General features: G+C 60.5%; 13 protein-coding genes. 7 read left to right on the top strand and 6 right to left on the bottom strand.

Annotated elements, in window-relative coordinates; translation table 11 throughout:
• The first annotated feature begins 57 nt into the window (after positions 1-57).
• The 4 genes from ACLH1I_RS17050 to ygjK all read left to right on the top strand — a co-directional run bounded on the left by ACLH1I_RS17050 (position 58) and on the right by ygjK (position 6595).
• Positions 58-1491, top strand: a complete 1434-nt coding sequence (locus ACLH1I_RS17050) for an amino acid permease (RefSeq protein WP_009485171.1) — start codon at positions 58-60, stop codon at positions 1489-1491.
• Positions 1492-1720: 229 nt separating this feature from the next.
• Entirely contained in the window at positions 1721-3154 is a 1434-nt protein-coding gene (locus ACLH1I_RS17045; RefSeq protein ID WP_017899717.1) for an amino acid permease, read from the top strand.
• A gap of 13 nt (positions 3155-3167) precedes the next feature.
• The gene (gene ygjJ, locus ACLH1I_RS17040; protein ID WP_048295617.1) at positions 3168-4226 is read left to right on the top strand and encodes a protein YgjJ; all 1059 of its coding nucleotides are present in this window, start codon (positions 3168-3170) and stop codon (positions 4224-4226) included.
• Between the two features lie 17 nt (positions 4227-4243).
• The gene (gene ygjK / locus ACLH1I_RS17035; RefSeq protein ID WP_264975515.1) at positions 4244-6595 is read left to right on the top strand and encodes an alpha-glucosidase; all 2352 of its coding nucleotides are present in this window, start codon (positions 4244-4246) and stop codon (positions 6593-6595) included.
• A 101-nt stretch (positions 6596-6696) separates the two neighbouring features.
• On the opposite strand, the gene lsrG is transcribed toward ygjK, so the two are convergent.
• The 6 genes from lsrG to lsrA are packed head-to-tail and all read right to left on the bottom strand — an operon-like array spanning position 6697 to position 12422.
• Complete coding sequence (gene lsrG, locus ACLH1I_RS17030) at positions 6697-6993, bottom strand: (4S)-4-hydroxy-5-phosphonooxypentane-2,3-dione isomerase (RefSeq protein WP_004181386.1); 297 nt, start codon at positions 6991-6993, stop codon at positions 6697-6699.
• Positions 6990-7877, bottom strand: coding sequence for a 3-hydroxy-5-phosphonooxypentane-2,4-dione thiolase (lsrF, locus tag ACLH1I_RS17025; protein ID WP_004206100.1), 888 nt, complete (start codon positions 7875-7877; stop codon positions 6990-6992). Before lsrF ends, lsrG begins: the two co-directional genes overlap by 4 nt.
• 11 nt (positions 7878-7888) lie before the next feature.
• A complete protein-coding gene (gene lsrB / locus ACLH1I_RS17020) occupies positions 7889-8902 on the bottom strand; it encodes an autoinducer 2 ABC transporter substrate-binding protein LsrB (RefSeq protein WP_065696790.1) in 1014 nt (337 codons plus the stop codon).
• Complete coding sequence (gene lsrD, locus ACLH1I_RS17015; RefSeq protein ID WP_004206102.1) at positions 8899-9903, bottom strand: autoinducer 2 ABC transporter permease LsrD; 1005 nt, start codon at positions 9901-9903, stop codon at positions 8899-8901. The genes lsrB and lsrD overlap by 4 nt, the downstream gene beginning before the upstream one ends.
• Entirely contained in the window at positions 9904-10938 is a 1035-nt protein-coding gene (gene lsrC / locus ACLH1I_RS17010) for an autoinducer 2 ABC transporter permease LsrC (protein ID WP_154982273.1), read from the bottom strand.
• Positions 10935-12422: an autoinducer 2 ABC transporter ATP-binding protein LsrA gene (gene lsrA, locus ACLH1I_RS17005; RefSeq protein WP_017900672.1), complete on the bottom strand. Its 1488-nt coding sequence runs from the start codon at positions 12420-12422 to the stop codon at positions 10935-10937. The genes lsrC and lsrA overlap by 4 nt, the downstream gene beginning before the upstream one ends.
• Before the next feature lie 218 nt (positions 12423-12640).
• Between lsrA and lsrR the strand changes: the two genes are divergently transcribed.
• From lsrR to ACLH1I_RS16990, 3 genes are all read left to right on the top strand, one after another.
• Entirely contained in the window at positions 12641-13612 is a 972-nt protein-coding gene (gene lsrR / locus ACLH1I_RS17000) for a transcriptional regulator LsrR (RefSeq protein WP_004206105.1), read from the top strand.
• Positions 13613-13649: 37 nt separating this feature from the next.
• A complete protein-coding gene (gene lsrK, locus ACLH1I_RS16995) occupies positions 13650-15248 on the top strand; it encodes an autoinducer-2 kinase (protein ID WP_080882060.1) in 1599 nt (532 codons plus the stop codon).
• Between the two features lie 364 nt (positions 15249-15612).
• Positions 15613-17634 (top strand): NADPH-dependent 2,4-dienoyl-CoA reductase, encoded by a 2022-nt coding sequence (locus ACLH1I_RS16990; RefSeq protein ID WP_117263779.1) that lies wholly within the window; start codon positions 15613-15615, stop codon positions 17632-17634.
• Positions 17635-17720 lie beyond the last annotated feature (86 nt).

The following is a 17720-nucleotide window of genomic DNA, read 5'->3' as shown; positions in this document are numbered from 1 at the left end:
CCGTTGGCCTTTCGGTTCCAGCCCGCTGCGGCGGGTAGATGAATGATTGGAGGACGTATGTCCGAATCTGTACGTGCCAAAATCGGCAAGTTCGCGCTGTTATCGATGGCCTTTACCGCCGTCTTTAACGTGCGAAATATCGTCAATAACAACATTGAGTTAGGGCTCAGTTCCGCGCCTATCTTCTTATTCGCCACTATCGTTTACTTTATCCCGTTCGTGTTTATCATCGCCGAATTCGTCTCGGCCAATAAACACTCCGAATCCGGGATGTACGCGTGGCTGAAGCAGCCGCTGGGCACACGCGCCGCCTATCTTGGTTCCTTCCTCTACTGGTTTGTGAACCTGTTCTTTTTCCTCTCGCTGTTGCCGAACGTGGTGGCCTACGCCTCATACGCGATCACCGGTTACGCGATCCCCTTCTCGCCGATGGTGACCTCGCTTATCTCCATCGTGCTGTTCGCCATGGCTACCCATATATCCACCAAAGGGGCGACCTGGCTGGGTAAAATTTCCGAATGCGTGGCCTACGGCGTGTTCGCTTTGTTCGCGATTTACGTCGTCGGCGCGCTGACCGCGCTGGGTTCCGGTCACGTCCCGGCGCAGCCGATTACCCTGGCGGCGATGGAACCGACCATCAACTGGGCGACGCTCGGTATTATGTGCTGGATTTTCCAGGCCGCGGGCGGCGCGGAAACCGTTGCCGCCTACCTCAACGACACCAAGGGCGGGCAGAAATCCTTTATTAAAGTCATCATCACCGCCGGGGTGCTGATTGGCGGTATGTATGCCTTAGGTTCGCTGCTGGTTAACGTCTTTGTCGCCCGAGAGAACCTGACCTACGCCGGCGGAATGGTGGAAATCTTTACCGGTCTCGGCGCCTACTTCCACATTTCTGAAGCGCTGATGGGCCGCTTCGTCGGCATCATTCTGTTTATCGCCATCTTCGGCAGCATGATGATGTGGACCGCCGCACCGGTCAAAATCCACTTCTCGGAAATCCCGAAAGGTATCTACGGCCAGAAAACCACCGAGTTGAACGCTCACGGCGTGCCGGTACGCGCCGCCTGGTGGCAGTTCCTGTTCGTCTTCCTGATGCTGATAGTTAACGGCTTCGGCTCCGCCAGCGTGCAGCAGATGATGAACACCGCCATTAATCTCACCGCCGGTACCGCCATGCTGCCGCCGCTGTTCATCATGGCCGCCTACTTCGTCTTCCGCTGGAAACACGATGACACGCCGCGCGACTTCCGTATGGGCTCGAGGAAAGTGGGCATGAGCGTGGTATCGATGCTGATAGTGATTTTCGTGGTTAGCATGACTGCTTCGGCCTTCCCGCCAGGCGTCGATCTGGTTAACGCTTTCTTTATCAACGTCTTTATGACCGCGGTCTTCTCCGGCCTGGCGTGGTGGTGGATCACCCGCTTTGAAAAAAAGCAGCAACGTCTGCGCGCCGCGGCGCCGGTTAACGCTGCCGCCGCCGGTAAATAACGTTCCTGTCGTCCCGTCAGCCCCTCATCGGCTGGCGGGATTTTTTTATCCCTCGCCTGATTACGTATTACTCAACCTTTTTCGTGATCGAGTTAAAGCTATTCGGTTTCTTTACTTCTATTTACTAAAACTTTTACTAAAATCAACATTAATTCTTAACTACCTCTACCCTACAAACAACACAACCCCCTTCAGCGACCCTCTGAAGGACAATGTGTGGAGATGTGTTATGTCTGATACTAAACGTAATACCATCGGCAAGTTCGGCCTGTTATCACTGACCTTTGCCGCCGTTTACAGTTTCAATAACGTCATCAACAACAATATCGAACTGGGGCTGGCGTCGGCGCCGATGTTCTTCCTCGCTACCCTGTTCTACTTCATTCCGTTTTGCCTGATTATCGCCGAGTTCGTGTCGCTGAATAAAAACTCCGAGGCCGGGGTTTACGCCTGGGTGAAGAGTTCGCTCGGCGGCCGTTGGGCGTTTATCACCGCCTATACCTACTGGTTCGTAAACCTGTTTTTCTTCACCTCGCTGCTGCCGCGCGTGATCGCCTATGCCTCTTACGCCTTCCTCGGCTACGAATACATTCTGACGCCGTTCGCCACTACTGTGTTGAGCATGGCGCTGTTCGCTTTCTCCACCTGGATCTCCACCAACGGCGCGAAAATGCTGGGGCCTATCACCTCCGTCACCTCATCGCTGATGCTGCTGCTGACGCTCTCTTATATTCTGCTGGCCGGTTCCGCACTGGTGGGCGGCGTGCAGCCAGCGGATCCGATCACCGTCGAAGCGATGATCCCTAACTTCAACTGGGCGTTCCTCGGTATTACCACGTGGATCTTTATGGCGGCGGGCGGCGCGGAATCGGTGGCGGTGTACGTCAACGATGTGAAAGGCGGCTCGAAATCCTTCGTTAAAGTGATCATCCTCGCCGGGATCTTCATCGGCGTGCTGTACTCGATCTCCTCCGTGCTGATCAACGTCTTCGTCAGCAGCAAAGAGCTGAAGTTTACCGGCGGATCGGTGCAGGTGTTCCACGGCCTGGCGGCTTACTTTGGCCTGCCGGAAATGCTGATGAACCGCTTCGTCGGCCTCGTTTCGTTTACCGCGATGTTTGGCTCGCTACTGATGTGGACCGCCACTCCGGTTAAAATTTTCTTCTCGGAAATTCCCTCCGGCATCTTTGGTAAAAAAACCGTCGAGCTCAATGAGAACGGTGTCCCGGCGCGCGCGGCCTGGATCCAGTATCTGATCGTTATTCCACTGATGATCATCCCGACGCTGGGATCCAACACCGTGCAGGATCTGATGAACACCATCATCAACATGACCGCCGCCGCTTCCATGCTGCCGCCGCTGTTCATCATGCTGGCCTACCTCAACCTGCGCCGCAAGCTCGACCATCTGCCGCGCGATTTCCGCATGGGCTCGCGTACCACCGGCATCGTGGTGGTATCCATGCTAATTGTGATTTTCGCCATCGGTTTCGTCGCCTCAACCTTCCCAACCGGCGGCAACATCCTGACCATTATTTTCTACAACGTTGGCGGGATCGTGATTTTCCTTGGCTTCGCGTGGTGGAAATACAGCAGATACGTCAAAGGATTAACCCAGGAACAACAACAAATAGAAGCGGCTCCGGCTTCCCATACCTCTTAAATACCTTAAAAAAATGAAAACTAACTCTTACTTATACGGGGCACTCGTTGCCCTGGCTTTTTGCGCCCCTGCGGCGGCCGCTGAGACCGTCCATCCGGCCGAGCACGACGATACCAAAACGCCGGAATTAACCACCACCTCCTATCGCTTTTACGGCGAGTTGGGGGTTGGCGGATACATGGATTTAGAAGGCGAGGACAAACATAGATACAGCGATGGCACCTATATCGAGGGCGGGCTGGAGGTCAAAAACGGCCACTGGTTCGGGCTGATTTACGGCGAAGCCTGGACGGTACAGGCCGATAGCCAGGGCAATGCCTGGACGCCCGGCCACAGCTGGGGTGGCGTGGAAGGCGGCCTTAACCGCCTCTATGGCGGCTATAAAACCGATAACAACACCGAGATCATGCTCAGCCTGCGCCAGGATTCGTCGCTGGACGACCTGCAGTGGTGGGGCGACTTTACCCCCGATCTGGGTTATGTGATCCCCAATACCCGCGACATCATGTACGCGCTGAAAGTACAAAACCGCAGCGGCGATTTCCGCTATAGCGTCACCGCCACGCCGGCCGGTCATCACGATGAAAGCAAGGCCTGGCTGCACTTCGGCAAATATGATCGCTATGACGATAAGTACACCTACCCGGCAATGGTCAACGGCTACGTTCAGTACGACATCGTCAAAGATGTCACCTGGATGAACGGCCTTGAAGTGACCGACGGCACCGGACAGCTATTCCTGACCGGCGTTCTGTCGCCCAATCTGGCCTTCCGCGCCTGGCACCATACCGGCCGCGCCAAAGGGCTGGATGTTCCCGGCAGCGAAACCGGCTTTATGGCCAGCGCCATGTATGAAGCATTAAGCGGACTCTACTTCTCCACCGCATACAGCTACGCCAAACACCGCCCGGACCACGCCGCTGATGAAACCACCGCGTTTATGCAATTTGGCATCTGGTACGAATACGGCGGCGGGCGTTTCGCCACCGCCGCCGACAGCCGTTTCTATACCAGCAACGCCAGCGGCGACCCGAGCGACAAAATTTTCCTGATGCAATACTTCTACTGGTAACAAGGAGCCGAGATACCATGAACCTCACCACTACGCTGACGCCGCTGGCCTGCGCGCTGATGCTGAGTTTTTCCGCCCACGCCGTCACCGCGCAGGCGTTTAAAAACGTCATCGACCGCAGCGGCGCGCCGCAGTATATGCAGGATTTCGACGCCGATGACCACCAGCGCTTCAACCCCTTCTTCGACCTCGGGGCGTGGCACGGCCACCTGCTGCCCGACGGCCCGGCGACCATGGGCGGCTTCCCCGGCCCGGCGCTGCTGACCGAAGAGTACATCAACTTTATGGCCACCAACTTCGATCGCCTGACGGTGTATCAGAACGGCAAAAAGGTCGATTTCACCCTGCAGGCCTGGAGCCTGCCCGGCGCGCTGAAGCAAACGCTGACCGCGCCCGGCGTGAAGGTGGAGATGACGTTGCGCTTCGCCAGCGCCCACACTTCACTGCTGGAGACCAAAATCACCAGCAACACTCCGCTGAAGCTGGTGTGGGATGGCGAACTGCTGGAAAAACTGGCCGCCAAAGAGGGGAAAGCGCTATCGGTCAAAACCATTGATGAAGCTTTCCCGGGCTATCAGCGCCGCCTGAGCGCCACGCCCGACGGCCTGACGGTCAGCTTTGGCAAAGTTCGCGCCGCCTCTGACCTGATGACTTCCGGTGAATCGCAGTATCAGATCCATCGTTCGCTGGTAACCGAGACCCGTATCGACGGTCATCGCTTTACCAGCAGCGCGGAGATCCGCGGCTCCACCATCCTGTACACTACCTATTCGCACCTACTTACCGCGGAGCAAGCGCGCCAGGAAAAAGCGCAAATCCGCGATATTCTGGCGCGCCCGGCGTATTATCTCGCCGCCTCCGAACAGCGCTGGGACGGCTATCTGCAAAAAGGGCTCATTAATCCGGACGCCACCGCCGAACAGACTCGCGTAGCGGTGAAAGCCATTGAGACGCTCAACGGCAACTGGCGCGCGCCGGGCGGCGCGGTGCATTACCACACCGTCACCCCATCCGTGACCGGCCGCTGGTTCTCCGGCAACCAGACCTGGCCGTGGGATACCTGGAAGCAAGCCTACGCCATGGCCCACTTCAACCCGGATATCGCCAAAGAGAATATCCGCGCCGTCTTCTCCTGGCAGATTAAAGCCAATGATAAGGTGCGTCCGCAGGATGCCGGATTTGTGCCCGATCTGATTGCCTGGAACCTGAGCCCCGAGCGCGGCGGCGACGGCGGCAACTGGAACGAACGCAACACTAAGCCAAGCCTCGCGGCCTGGTCGGTGATGGAGGTGTATAACGTCACCAAAGATAAAGCGTGGCTGGAAGAGATGTATCCGAAGCTGGTGGCCTATCACGACTGGTGGCTGCGCAATCGCGACCATAACGGTAACGGCGTGCCGGAATATGGCGCGACCCGCGATAAGGCGCACAACACCGCCGACGGCGCCATGCTGTTCACGGTGAAAAAAGGGCAAACCGAGCAGACGCTTTCCGGCCTCAGCGCCTACGAGCAGGTGACGGCCAAAGGCGATTACGACAGCCTCGAAATCCCGGCGCAGGTAGCGGCATCGTGGGAATCCGGGCGAGACGATGCGGCGGTATTTGGTTTTATCGATAAAGAACAGCTGGATAAATATGTCGCCAACGGCGGCAAACGCAGCGACTGGACGGTCAAATTCGCCGAAAACCGCGACCGCGACGGCAACCTGCTGGGGTATTCGCTGCTTCAGGAGTCGGTCGATCAGGCCAGCTATATGTACAGCGATAACCACTATCTGGCGCAGATGGCGACCGTTCTTGGCAAAGCGGAAGAGGCAAAGCGCTATCAGGCGCTGGCGGCGAAGCTGGCGGATTATATCAATACCTGCATGTTTGACCCGCAGACCCGCTTCTATTACGACATTCGTATCGAGGAACAACCGCTAGCCAACGGCTGCGCCGGTAAACCGATCGTCGAGCGCGGCAAAGGGCCGGAAGGCTGGTCGCCGCTGTTTAACGGCGCGGCGACGCAGCAACATGCTGACGATGTGATTTCGGTGATGCTCGACCCGAAAGAGTTCAACACCTTTGTGCCGCTGGGCACCGCCGCACTGACCAACCCGGCCTTTGGCGCCGATATTTACTGGCGTGGACGGGTGTGGGTGGATCAGTTCTGGTTCGGCCTGAAGGGAATGGAGCGCTACGGTCATCGCGATGAGGCGCTGAAGCTGGCGGACGCCTTCTTCCAGCACGCCAAAGGCTTAACCGCCGATGGCCCGATTCAGGAGAACTACAATCCGCTGACCGGCGCCCAGCAGGGGGCGCCCAACTTCTCGTGGAGCGCGGCGCATTTATATATGTTGTATAACGAGTTTTTCCGTAAGCCGTAGCGTTTTCCCCTCACCCTACCCCTCTCCCACAGGGAGAGGGAACCGTTCGAAGCCGCTTTTCTCCCTCTCCCCTCGGGAGAGGGTCGGGGTGAGGGCTCGTCTCACACCTGCGGCAGCAGGCCGATAAAGCTGCGCTTCTGCCGCGGCTGCGACATCATCTCCTCCAGCTTTTCGACGCAGGCTAAATAGTGCGGGGTTTTCTTGTGCGCCAGCACCGCCTCATCGTCTTTATAGGCTTCGTAGATAAAAAAGCGGGTCTTCACTTCCGGATCCTGCAGGACATCAAAGCGCAGGTTGCCCGGCTCCCGCAGCGCGCCTTCGTGGTTGGCGCGAAATACCTCGAGAAACTCGTCGACCCGCTCCGGTTTGATATTGATCTCCACCAGCGTCACGTTCATTTCCGCTCTCCCTGTTTCTCTTCCTGCCAGAACTGGTACGCTTCGCGCGCGTTCAGATTCTCATGCACCACCTTTTTCACCGCCTTCAGCATCGCCCGTGGGGCGCTGGACTGGAAGATATTGCGTCCCATATCCACCCCGGACGCCCCCTGGTCGATCGCCCGCCAGCACATCTCCAGCGCCTCATGCTCCGGCAGCTTTTTGCCCCCGGCGATGACGATCGGTACCGGGCAGCTGGCGGTCACTTTCTCAAAACCGTCCTCAACAAAATAAGTCTTCACAAACTGCGCCCCCATTTCGGCGGCAATCCGGCTGGCCAGCGAGAAGTAGCGGGCGTCGCGGGCCATCTCTTTGCCGACGCCAGTGACCGCCAGTACCGGCATACCGTAGCGGTTGCCGGCGTCCACCAGTTTGATGATGTTATTGATCGACTGATGTTCGTATTCGCTGCCGATATAGACCTGCGCCGCCACCGCGCAAACGTTGAGACGCAGGGCGTCCTCCATCGCCACCGCCACGCATTCGTTGGAGAGTTCACTCAAAATCGAGTTACCGCCGGAGGCGCGCAGCACCACCGGTTTATTGGTCGCCGCCGGTACCTGACTGCGCAATACGCCGCGGGTACACATCAGCACGTCGGTCTCCTCGAACAGCGGCGCAATCGACAGGTCGATACGCTCCAGCCCGGTGGTTGGCCCCTGGAAGTAACCGTGGTCGAAGGCCAGCATGACCGTGCGGTTGCTGTGCGGATTAAAAATGCGCGCCAGCCGCGACTGCATGCCCCAGTCCAGCGAGCCGCAGCCTTTCAGGGTGTACAGCGTGTTCTGCTGCGGGCGGTCGAGGCCGAAGTCCTTGCCCTCTTTGATATCATCTAAATCAGCCATCTCATCCTCCGTCAGAAGTCGTAGTTATTGATGTTCTCTTTGCTGAACACCACGCGCTCCGGCAGCAACACGATACCGTTGCCCTTCGCCTCATACTGGTAGCCCTGCACGCTGTTCGGTTCGACCTTCAGCGAGCCGATATCTTTCACCTCAACGCTATCCCCGACGTTAAGATCGCCCTTTTTCAGTAATCGATCGGCGACGTTAACCGCAATTTTGCCCTGCTGAACCACATCCCACAGGCCAAAGGCTTTCACCGTGCCGCGCTCCACGTAGGGGCGCATCACATTGGGGGTACTAAAGCCGACGATCGCCACGCCCTGACGCTTGAGGTTCTCCGCCGCCTGCGCCGCCGCCGGCAGGGCATTGGCATCCGGCGCGATAATGGCGTCGAGATCCGGATACGCTTTTAAGATCCCCTCGGCAGTTTGCAGCGATTTGGTGGCATCGTTATAGCCAAACTGGGTGGTGACGATTTGCCACTGCGGATGTTCTTTTTCGATTTTGGCTTTGGCTTCCTTCACCCACTGGTTCTGGTCGGTCACCGTCGGGCTGGAGTAGAAAAACGCCACTTTGGCAGCGGGCTTCGTCACCTGCTTTTGCGCCATCTCCACCAGCAGGCCGCCGAGCTGCTGCGGCGTGCCCTGATTGATATAGATGCTGCGGCACTCCGGCTTGGTATCGGAATCCCAGGTCAGGACTTTCACCCCGCGCTGCATCGCCCGCTTCAGCGCCGGACACAGGCCGTCCGGTGAGACGGCTGAGACGATAATCGCGTTGTAGCCCTGGTTGACGAAGTTGTTGATAAGCTGCACCTGGCCGGAGACGCTGGGCTCGGTTGGGCCGTCATAGGTGACATCCACGCCCAGCGCTTTTCCCGCCTCTTTCGCGCCGTTGCCGCCGCTGGTAAAGAAGCCGACGCCGACCAGCTTAGGAATAAAGGCGATGCGGTCCGCCGCTTGCGCGGTTGCCACGCTCATCGCCAGCGCCAGCGCGCTGACCTGCAGGATACGTTTTGTTTTCATTGTTGTGCTCCGATTGTTTTACGCGAGAAAAGACGCCGCCAGGTCGCGCGCACCCATTCACGGTGCAGGCTCAGCGAACGCCCCATCACCACCACAACCAACAGCGCCCCTGACAGCGCGCTCGACACCTGGTTGGGGATGCCGACCATCTGTAAACCCTGTTGCAGATACCCCACCAGCAATGCCGCCAGCGCGGTACCCAGTATCGATCCCGAGCCGCCGTAAATATTGGCCCCACCGAGCACCGCCGCGGTCAGCGCCGGCATCAGCAGGTCACGGCCTAAATCCGAACGCGCCGAGCCGAAATAGGAGACCATCACCAGCGCCGCGACCGCCGAGGCAATACCGACCAGGCCATACAGCACATACGGGATGCCGTTCACCGACAGCGCCGCATAGCGCGCGGCGCGCGGGTTTTGCCCGAGTAAAAAGAGGTGGCGGCCAAAGCGCCCGCGATGGGCCAGCAGCCAGAAGAGAAAGGTGATACCCGCGAACAGCACCAGCGGCAGCGGCAGCCCGCCCAGGGTTAAATTGGCGAAGGCGGTGAAGCTGTCGGGAAAGCCGCCGATCCCCTCATAACCGGTGGCGCCGGCCATGCCGGAAAGCAGCAGCGCGCCGCCGCCGTACAGATACAGCGTCCCGAGGGTGATCACCAGCGGGCTGATGCCGGTGTAGTGGATCAGCGCGGCGTTGATTAGCCCGCACAGCAGCCCCAGCAGCAACGTCAGCGACACCGCCAGCCACAGCGGCCAGCCCGCCTGGGTCATCACCCCGAGGGCGATGGCGCACAGTCCGATGGTCGAGCCCAGCGAAATATCGATCCCGCCGCTGATAATCACCAGCGTCAGCGGCAGCGCGACGATGCCGATGCAGATAAAGTCGCTGGTGCTAAAGAGCAGCATATTGAGATCCAGCATGCGCGGATTCAGCGCGCCGAACAGCAGGATTTCCACGACTAATAACGCCAGCAGCGCGCTTTCCCAGTTAAGCTTCAGCTTCATTTAAGCCACCTCTTTGCTTTTGCGTTCGGGAAAGCGGGCAACCTGTTTGCCCCCTTTGTTGCCGGGCTGGAAACGACTGTACTTCAGCGCCCGCTGATGGCGGGCCAGCGCCTGGCGCAGGCGTCCATCAAGCACCAGCACCCCGAGCAGCACCAGGCCGGCGATAAAGTCATTCCACCAGGCAGGAAGGCGGAACAGCACCAGCACGGTGTCGATTTGGGTGAGGAAAAAGGCGCCGAGAAACGCGCCGAGCAGCGTACCGGTGCCGCCGAGCAGCGATATTCCGCCCAGCACGCAGGCGGCGATGGCTTTCATCTCCAGGCCGCTGCCGGTCTGATTGGGCACAAAGCCAATCTGCGCGGCGAAGACGATCCCGGCGCAGGCCGCCAGCATACCGTTGAGGGTAAAAGCCAGCATCCGTGTGCGATTGACCGCCACGCCCAGCTGGCGGGCAGCGGCGAGGTTATCGCCAACGGCGTAAAAATCACGACCAAAGGCGGTGCGCGACAGCAGCCAGCCGCCCACCAGCAGCAGCGCCAGCACCAGCCAGCCCAGCGGCGACACGCCGATAAACGCGGGCTCCGAAAGCGATTTCAGGCTGTCGGGCAAGCCTTCGATCCATTTCCCTCCGGTCCACAGCAGCATCACCCCGCGATACAACCCCAGCGTGCCGAGCGTCGCGACGATCGCCGGAATGCGCAGCCCCACCACCAGCAGGCCGTTAAAAGCCCCGGCCAGCGCGCCAATCGCCAGCGCGAAGGCGATCGCCGTCGCCAGCCCGTAACCGTTGTTCAGCGCCACGCCGACGGCGATGGCGCACAGCCCAACGGTCGAACCTACCGACACGTCAATATTGCGGGTCAGCATCACCAGCGTCGCGCCCAATGCCAGCAGGCAGAGGATCTGCGAGCTGGCGAAAATCATCGCCAGCGTCTGTAGGCTGAAATAGGCCGGATTGAGCGCCACCAGCACGGCAAACAGCGCCACGATGGCAAAAAAGGCGCTCAGTTCGCGATTCTTGAATAACGTTTTCATGCCTGCCCTCCGAAGGCCAGGGTCATCATGCGATCGACGGTCACCGCCTGCCGCGCCAGCTCGCCGCTGTGGCGGCCCTGATGCATCACCAGCACCCGGTCGGCCAGACCGACGAACTCCTCCACATCGGAAGAGATCATCAGCACCGCCACATTTTGCGCGGCGACGCTTTTCAGCAGCTGATAGATATCGGCGCGGGCGGAGACATCCACGCCGCGCGTCGGCTCATCGACAATCAGCAGCAACGGATTAGCTTCCAGACAGCGCGCCAGCAGCACCTTCTGCTGGTTGCCGCCGGAGAGAGTGCGTACCGGCTGGTCGCCATCGGCCAGCTTGATCCCCAGCGCCCGGTGATAGCGCTCGACCACCGCCGCCTCCCGTTTCCCCTGCTGCCACCACGACGGCTGATTGAACATCACCGTGTTCCAGCGCACCGGCGCATCGAGAAACAGCCCGGAGACCTGGCGGTCTTCCGGCAGATAGACCAGCCCGCTGGCCAACCTGGCGCGGGTGCTCTCCTGACTAATCTCGCGGTTCTCCAGCCAGATCCTCCCGGCGCGCGGCGGACGCAGGCCGTATAAGGTTTCGGCAAATTCGGTGCGCCCGGATCCCACCAGCCCGGCAAGGCCGACGATCTCCCCGGCGCGGATCTCCAGACTGAGATCGATAAAACCTTCGCCAGTGAGATCCTCCACCCGCAGCACGGGAAAATCCTGCGCCTGGGTACGGCGGTTGCCCGGTAGCGCCAGCCACAGCTTTTGCGTGTCGCTCAGCGCATGGTCGCGGCTGGCCGGCGTCATGGCGCTGATAAGCTGTTGGTCGCCGTAGCCCGCCGTTTCGCCACTGAGCACCACTGCCCCGTCGCGCATCACCGACACATGGCTGGCCAGCTGGCGGATTTCCGGCAGTTTGTGCGAGATAAAGACGATCCCAACGTCCAGCGCCTGTAACGCGCGGATCTGGCTAAACAGTCTCTCGGTTTCACCCGGCGTTAAAGAGGCGGTGGGTTCATCCAGGATCAGGATCCGCGCCTCGCGCATCAGGCCGCGCAGGATCTCGACCATCTGTTGATCGGCCACTTCCAACGTGCTGGCGCTGGCATCGAGGTTGATCTGGCAGTTCAGCTGCTGCAGTTTTTCCTGCAGCCGCGCGGTGGTATCCGCCCGCTTCGGCAGACGAAAGAGAATGTTCTCGCGCACGCTGAGGTTGGGAAACAGCATTGGCTCCTGCGGCACCAGATAGATGCCCAGCTGGTGGGCCAACGCCGGGTTAAGGCGCGCAAACGCGCGTTCGCCGATCGTCAGTTCACCGCTATCCGGGGTTTCGACGCCGGCGATGATCTTCATCAGCGTCGATTTACCCGCGCCGTTGCCCCCCATCAGCGCATGCACCTGGCCCGCGCATAGCGTAAAGTCGATGCCCTTCAGCACGGCAACGCCGGAGAACTGTTTGCGGATCTGGCGAGCTTCAAGCAGTGGCTTCATCGTCGCGCCTCGTTTGAACAAATGATTTTTAAATTTAATAATGTTCAAAAGCGTAGACGGTGAACTATATTTACAACCGTGCGAAGATCACAGTTTGGCGCTTTAGATCGTCCGGAAAAAAGCGGCCAGAGATGAAAGATCCGTTTTGCCAGTCGGCTCACACTTTCCGGCCGCGCAATAGCGAACATATGATCTAAATTTTTATAAGAGTTCAATTTATGAGCGAAAAACGCATTACGGAAGACCATCGCTACGCCGGGCTGGCGTTAGCCGAGGAAGAGCTGGTGGCGCGGGTGGCGTGGTGTTACTACCACGACGGCCTGACGCAAAACGACATCGGCGAGCGTTTGGGGCTGCCGCGGCTGAAGATTTCCCGCCTGCTGGAGAAAGGCCGCCAGTCCGGGGTGATTCGCGTGCAGATCAACTCGCGCTATGAGGGCTGTCTGGCGCTGGAAAGTGAACTCCAGCAGCGCTTTGGCCTCAAGATTGCCCGTGTGCTGCCGGCGCTCAACACCCCGCCGATGAATACCCGGCTGGGGATCGGTGCCGCGCAGTCGCTGATGGGCATTCTGCAACCGGGACAGCTGCTGGCGGTCGGCTTCGGCGAAGCCACCATGAGCTGCCTGCAGCATCTCAGCGGCTTTATCGGCTCACAGCAGGTGCGACTGGTCACTCTCTCCGGCGGCGTCGGCCCCTATATGACCGGCATCGGCCAACTGGATGCCGCCTGCAGCGTCAGTATTATTCCGGCGCCGCTGCGGGTCTCGTCGGCGGAGGTCGCTGAGATCCTGCGCCGCGAATCCAGCGTGCGCGATGTGATGCTGGCGGCGACGGCGGCGGACGCGGCGGTGGTTGGCATTGGCGCTATCGATCAGCGGCGCGACGCGACCATTCTCCGCTCCGGCTATATCAGCGAGGGCGAACAGCTGATGTACGCCCGCAAAGGGGCGGTCGGCGACATTTTAGGTTATTTCCTGCAGGCCGACGGCCGGCCGGTAGAAGGACTGGAGATCCATCGGGAACTGCTCGGCGTGACCCTTGATGAGCTGGCGCAGCTGCCGACCATCGTCGGCGTCGCCGGGGGAGAACAAAAAGCGCAGGCGATTCATGCCGCTCTGATTGGCAAGCGCATTAATGGCCTGGTAACGGAAGAGACAACAGCACGCGCGGTGCTCGCACTGGCCTCCTGACGGCCCGGCGCCGCGCGACAACAGTGAGGCGCATGTCATGAGTTACCTGTTAGCGTTAGATGCCGGGACCGGCAGCATACGGGCGGTCATTTTCGATCTTAATGGCCGCCAGCTGGCGGTGGGCCAGGCCGAATGGAAACACCTGAGCGTCGATAACGTCCCCGGCTCGATGGAGTTCGACCTTACCACCAACTGGCAGCTGGCCTGCCAGTGCATTCGCCAGGCGCTCGACGCCGCCCGGCTCTCTGCCGCCGATATTCAGTCCGTCGCCTGCTGTTCGATGCGCGAAGGGATCGTCCTCTATGACCGCAACGGCGAGGCCATCTGGGCCTGCGCCAACGTTGATGCCCGCGCCAGCCGCGAAGTGGCGGAGCTTAAGGAGATCCACGACTATCGTTTTGAATCCGAGGTGTACGAGGTCTCCGGGCAAACGCTGGCGCTCAGCGCCATGCCACGCCTGCTGTGGCTGGCGCACCATCGTCCCGATATCTACCGCAAGGCGGCGACTATCACCATGATCAGCGACTGGCTGGCGGCGAAGCTTTCCGGCGAGCTGGCGGTCGACCCGTCAAACGCAGGCACCACCGGCATGCTCGATCTGTTCAGCCGCGACTGGCGTCCGGCGCTGCTGGATATGGCCGGGCTGCGCGCCGATATGCTCTCGCCGGTGAAAGAGACCGGCACGCTGCTGGGCGCCGTCACCGAAGCGGCAGCCCAGCAGAGCGGCCTGCGCGCCGGGACGCCGGTGGTGATGGGCGGCGGCGACGTGCAGCTCGGCTGCCTCGGGCTCGGGGTGGTACGCGCCGGGCAAAGCGCGGTACTCGGCGGCACTTTCTGGCAGCAGGTAGTCAATCTGCCGCAGGTGCGCACCGACCCGCAGATGAATATCCGCGTCAATCCTCACGTGATCCCCGGCATGGCGCAGGCGGAATCGATCAGTTTCTTTACCGGACTGACCATGCGCTGGTTCCGCGACGCCTTCTGCGCTGAAGAAAAGCTGATTGCCGAGCGTCTCGGCGTCGATGCCTATTCGCTGCTGGAGGAGATGGCCAGCCGCGTACCCGCCGGTTCCCACGGCGTGATGCCTATTTTTTCCGACGCCATGCACTTTAAGCAGTGGTACCACGCTGCGCCATCGTTTATTAACCTCTCCATCGATCCGGAGAAGTGCAATAAAGCCACCCTGTTCCGGGCCCTGGAGGAGAACGCGGCGATTGTCTCCGCCTGCAACCTGGCGCAGATTTCGCAGTTTTCCGGGGTGACTTTCGACAGCCTGGTGTTTGCCGGCGGCGGCTCTAAAGGCGCGCTGTGGAGCCAGATCCTCAGCGACGTCACCGGCCTGCCGGTGCGGGTACCGGTGGTCCGCGAAGCCACTGCCCTCGGCTGCGCCATTGCCGCCGGCGCTGGCGCCGGGCTGTACGGCGATATGGCCAGCGCTGGAGAAAAGTTAGTGAGCTGGCACCGCGAATTCAGCCCTAATCCGCAACATCGCGAGCTTTATCAGGAGATGATGAGTAAATGGCAGTCGGTGTATGCCGATCAGCTTGGTCTTGTCGATAGCGGGCTGACAACATCGATGTGGCAGGCGCCGGGTCTGGAACGCCGCCAGCGCGTTGCGTCTTCCCCCTCACCCTAACCCGGTGGGAGAGGGAACCGTCCGGCGCTGGCCTGAATATCGGTGCCTGTCTTCGCCCTCACCCTAACCCTCTCCCGGCGGGAGAGGGAACCGTCCGGCGCTGGCCTGGATATCGGTGCCCATCTTCGCCCTCACCCTAACCCTCTCCCGGCGGGAGAAGGAACCGTCTGGCGCTGACCTGAATACCAGTGCTGGTCCGCCTTTCTCCTTCTCCCTTTGGGAGAGGGCCGGGGTGAGGGGCAACGCTTCGCCGTTCTTTGAATCCCATCACAATCACCGCACTCCCCTTTTCCCTTTTTCTCCACGACGGCTAAATTAGTAACTCATCCGACCACATAACAATAATTTTACATTGGAAGCCATTATGAGCCGCTATCCGTCGCTTTTCGCCCCGCTTGAGCTGGGCTTCACCACCCTTAAAAACCGCGTGTTGATGGGCTCCATGCATACCGGTCTGGAAGAACTGCCCGACGGCGCGCAGCGGTTAGCGGCCTTTTACGCCGAGCGCGCGCGTCACGGCGTGGCGCTGATCGTCACCGGCGGCATCGCTCCCGCCCCGTCCGGGGTGACCATGGCCGGCGGCGCGGTGCTCAACGATGCCAGCCATCTGGCGCATCATCGCCAGATCACCGACGCGGTACATCAGGAAGGCGGTAAAATCGCCCTGCAGATCCTGCACACCGGGCGCTACAGCTACCAGCCCGCGCTGGTCGCCCCTTCGCCTCTGCAGGCGCCGATAAACCGGTTCACCCCTCATGAGCTGAGCCACGACGAGATCCTCACGCTGATCGATGATTTTGCCCACTGCGCCCAGCTGGCGCGGGAAGCGGGCTATGACGGCGTCGAGGTGATGGGCTCTGAGGGCTATCTGATTAACGAATTCCTCGCCGCGCGCACTAACCAGCGCAGCGATCAATGGGGCGGCGATTACGCGCGCCGTATGCGATTCGCCGTTGAAGTGGTCAAGGCCGTGCGCCAGCGCGCCGGTCACGATTTCATTATCATCTACCGCCTATCGATGCTCGATCTGGTCAACGACGGCAGCACGCTGGCGGAAGTCACTGAACTGGCCAAAGCGATTGAAGCGGCGGGAGCGACCATCATCAACACCGGGATCGGCTGGCACGAAGCGCGCATTCCAACCATCGCCACGCCGGTACCGCGCGGCGCCTTTAGCTGGGTCACCCGCAAGCTGAAAGGCGCGGTGTCGATCCCGCTGATCACCACCAACCGCATCAACGATCCGCAGGTCGCGGAGGATATTCTCGCCCGCGGCGATGCCGATATGGTATCGATGGCCCGCCCGTTCCTCGCCGACGCCGAATTTATGTCAAAAGCGCAGAACGATCGTGCCGATCAGATCAACACCTGCATCGGCTGCAACCAGGCGTGTCTCGATCGGATCTTCGTCGGCAAAGTCACCTCCTGTCTGGTCAACCCGCGCGCCTGTCATGAAACCCTGATGCCGGTCCTGCCTGCCAACGCGCCTAAACGGCTGGCGGTGGTCGGCGCCGGGCCGGCCGGTCTGGCCTTTGCCGTTAACGCCGCCGCCCGTGGCCATCAGGTCACGTTGTTCGATGCGCTGCTGGAGATCGGCGGCCAGTTTAATATCGCCAAACAGATCCCTGGCAAAGAGGAGTTCCACGAGACGCTGCGTTACTACCGCACCATGCTCGATCTTAACGGCGTCGATCTGCGCCTGAACACCCGCGTTACGGCAGACGATCTGCTGGCTTTCGATGAGACGATCCTCGCCACCGGTATCGCCCCGCGCCTGCCGGCGATCGCCGGGATCGATCATCCCAAGGTGCTCAGCTACCTGGATGTCTTGCGCGACAAAGCGCCGGTTGGCGCGAAGGTGGCGATCATCGGCTGCGGCGGCATCGGCTTCGACACCGCGATGTACCTAAGCCAGTCGGGCGTGGCCACCAGCCAGGATATCGGCGAGTTCTGTCGCGAATGGGGTATCGATACCAGCCTGCAAACGGCGGGAGGGCTGCGTCCTGAAGGCCCGCAGCTGAGTCAAAGCCCGCGACAGATTGTGATGCTGCAGCGCAAAGCGAGCAAACCGGGCGAAGGGCTCGGCAAAACCACCGGCTGGATCCATCGCGCGACGCTGCTGGCGCGCGGCGTGAAAATGATCCCGGCGGTCAGCTATGAGAAGATCGATGATGAGGGGTTACATATGACTATCGGCGGCGAACGCCAGCTGCTGGCGGTGGATCATGTGATTGTCTGCGCCGGTCAGGAGCCGCGCCGCGAGCTGGCGGAACCGCTGCGCGCGGCAGGGAAAACGGTGCATTTGATCGGCGGCTGCGACGTGGCGGCGGAGCTGGATGCGCGCCGGGCGATTGCCCAGGGCACGAAGCTGGCGCTGACGATTTAGCCGTGTCCCGGGGGCGGCGCGATGCGCCTTCCCCGGGCTACCACGATAATCCCGCACGCTAGCCCGGCGAAGGCGTCAGCCGGTAG

It is taken from the genome of Klebsiella sp. 1SOBk10mer (assembly GCF_046602535.1).
GTDB lineage: Bacteria > Pseudomonadota > Gammaproteobacteria > Enterobacterales > Enterobacteriaceae > Klebsiella > Klebsiella quasipneumoniae.
This window is presented reverse-complemented; position numbering and strand designations above follow the sequence as displayed.

What these genes read in the sequence shown, in the direction of transcription:
- ACLH1I_RS16990 (WP_117263779.1), top strand. Translation starts at nt 15,613, where the DNA reads ATGAGCCGCTATCCGTCGCTTTTCGCCCCGCTTGAGCTGGGCTTCACC.
- ygjJ (WP_048295617.1), top strand. Translation starts at nt 3,168, where the DNA reads ATGAAAACTAACTCTTACTTATACGGGGCACTCGTTGCCCTGGCTTTT.
- lsrC (WP_154982273.1), bottom strand. Translation starts at nt 10,938, where the DNA reads ATGAAAACGTTATTCAAGAATCGCGAACTGAGCGCCTTTTTTGCCATC.
- lsrK (WP_080882060.1), top strand. Translation starts at nt 13,650, where the DNA reads ATGAGTTACCTGTTAGCGTTAGATGCCGGGACCGGCAGCATACGGGCG.
- lsrG (WP_004181386.1), bottom strand. Translation starts at nt 6,993, where the DNA reads ATGAACGTGACGCTGGTGGAGATCAATATCAAACCGGAGCGGGTCGAC.
- lsrD (WP_004206102.1), bottom strand. Translation starts at nt 9,903, where the DNA reads ATGAAGCTGAAGCTTAACTGGGAAAGCGCGCTGCTGGCGTTATTAGTC.
- lsrB (WP_065696790.1), bottom strand. Translation starts at nt 8,902, where the DNA reads ATGAAAACAAAACGTATCCTGCAGGTCAGCGCGCTGGCGCTGGCGATG.
- lsrA (WP_017900672.1), bottom strand. Translation starts at nt 12,422, where the DNA reads ATGAAGCCACTGCTTGAAGCTCGCCAGATCCGCAAACAGTTCTCCGGC.
- lsrF (WP_004206100.1), bottom strand. Translation starts at nt 7,877, where the DNA reads ATGGCTGATTTAGATGATATCAAAGAGGGCAAGGACTTCGGCCTCGAC.
- ygjK (WP_264975515.1), top strand. Translation starts at nt 4,244, where the DNA reads ATGAACCTCACCACTACGCTGACGCCGCTGGCCTGCGCGCTGATGCTG.
- ACLH1I_RS17045 (WP_017899717.1), top strand. Translation starts at nt 1,721, where the DNA reads ATGTCTGATACTAAACGTAATACCATCGGCAAGTTCGGCCTGTTATCA.
- lsrR (WP_004206105.1), top strand. Translation starts at nt 12,641, where the DNA reads ATGAGCGAAAAACGCATTACGGAAGACCATCGCTACGCCGGGCTGGCG.
- ACLH1I_RS17050 (WP_009485171.1), top strand. Translation starts at nt 58, where the DNA reads ATGTCCGAATCTGTACGTGCCAAAATCGGCAAGTTCGCGCTGTTATCG.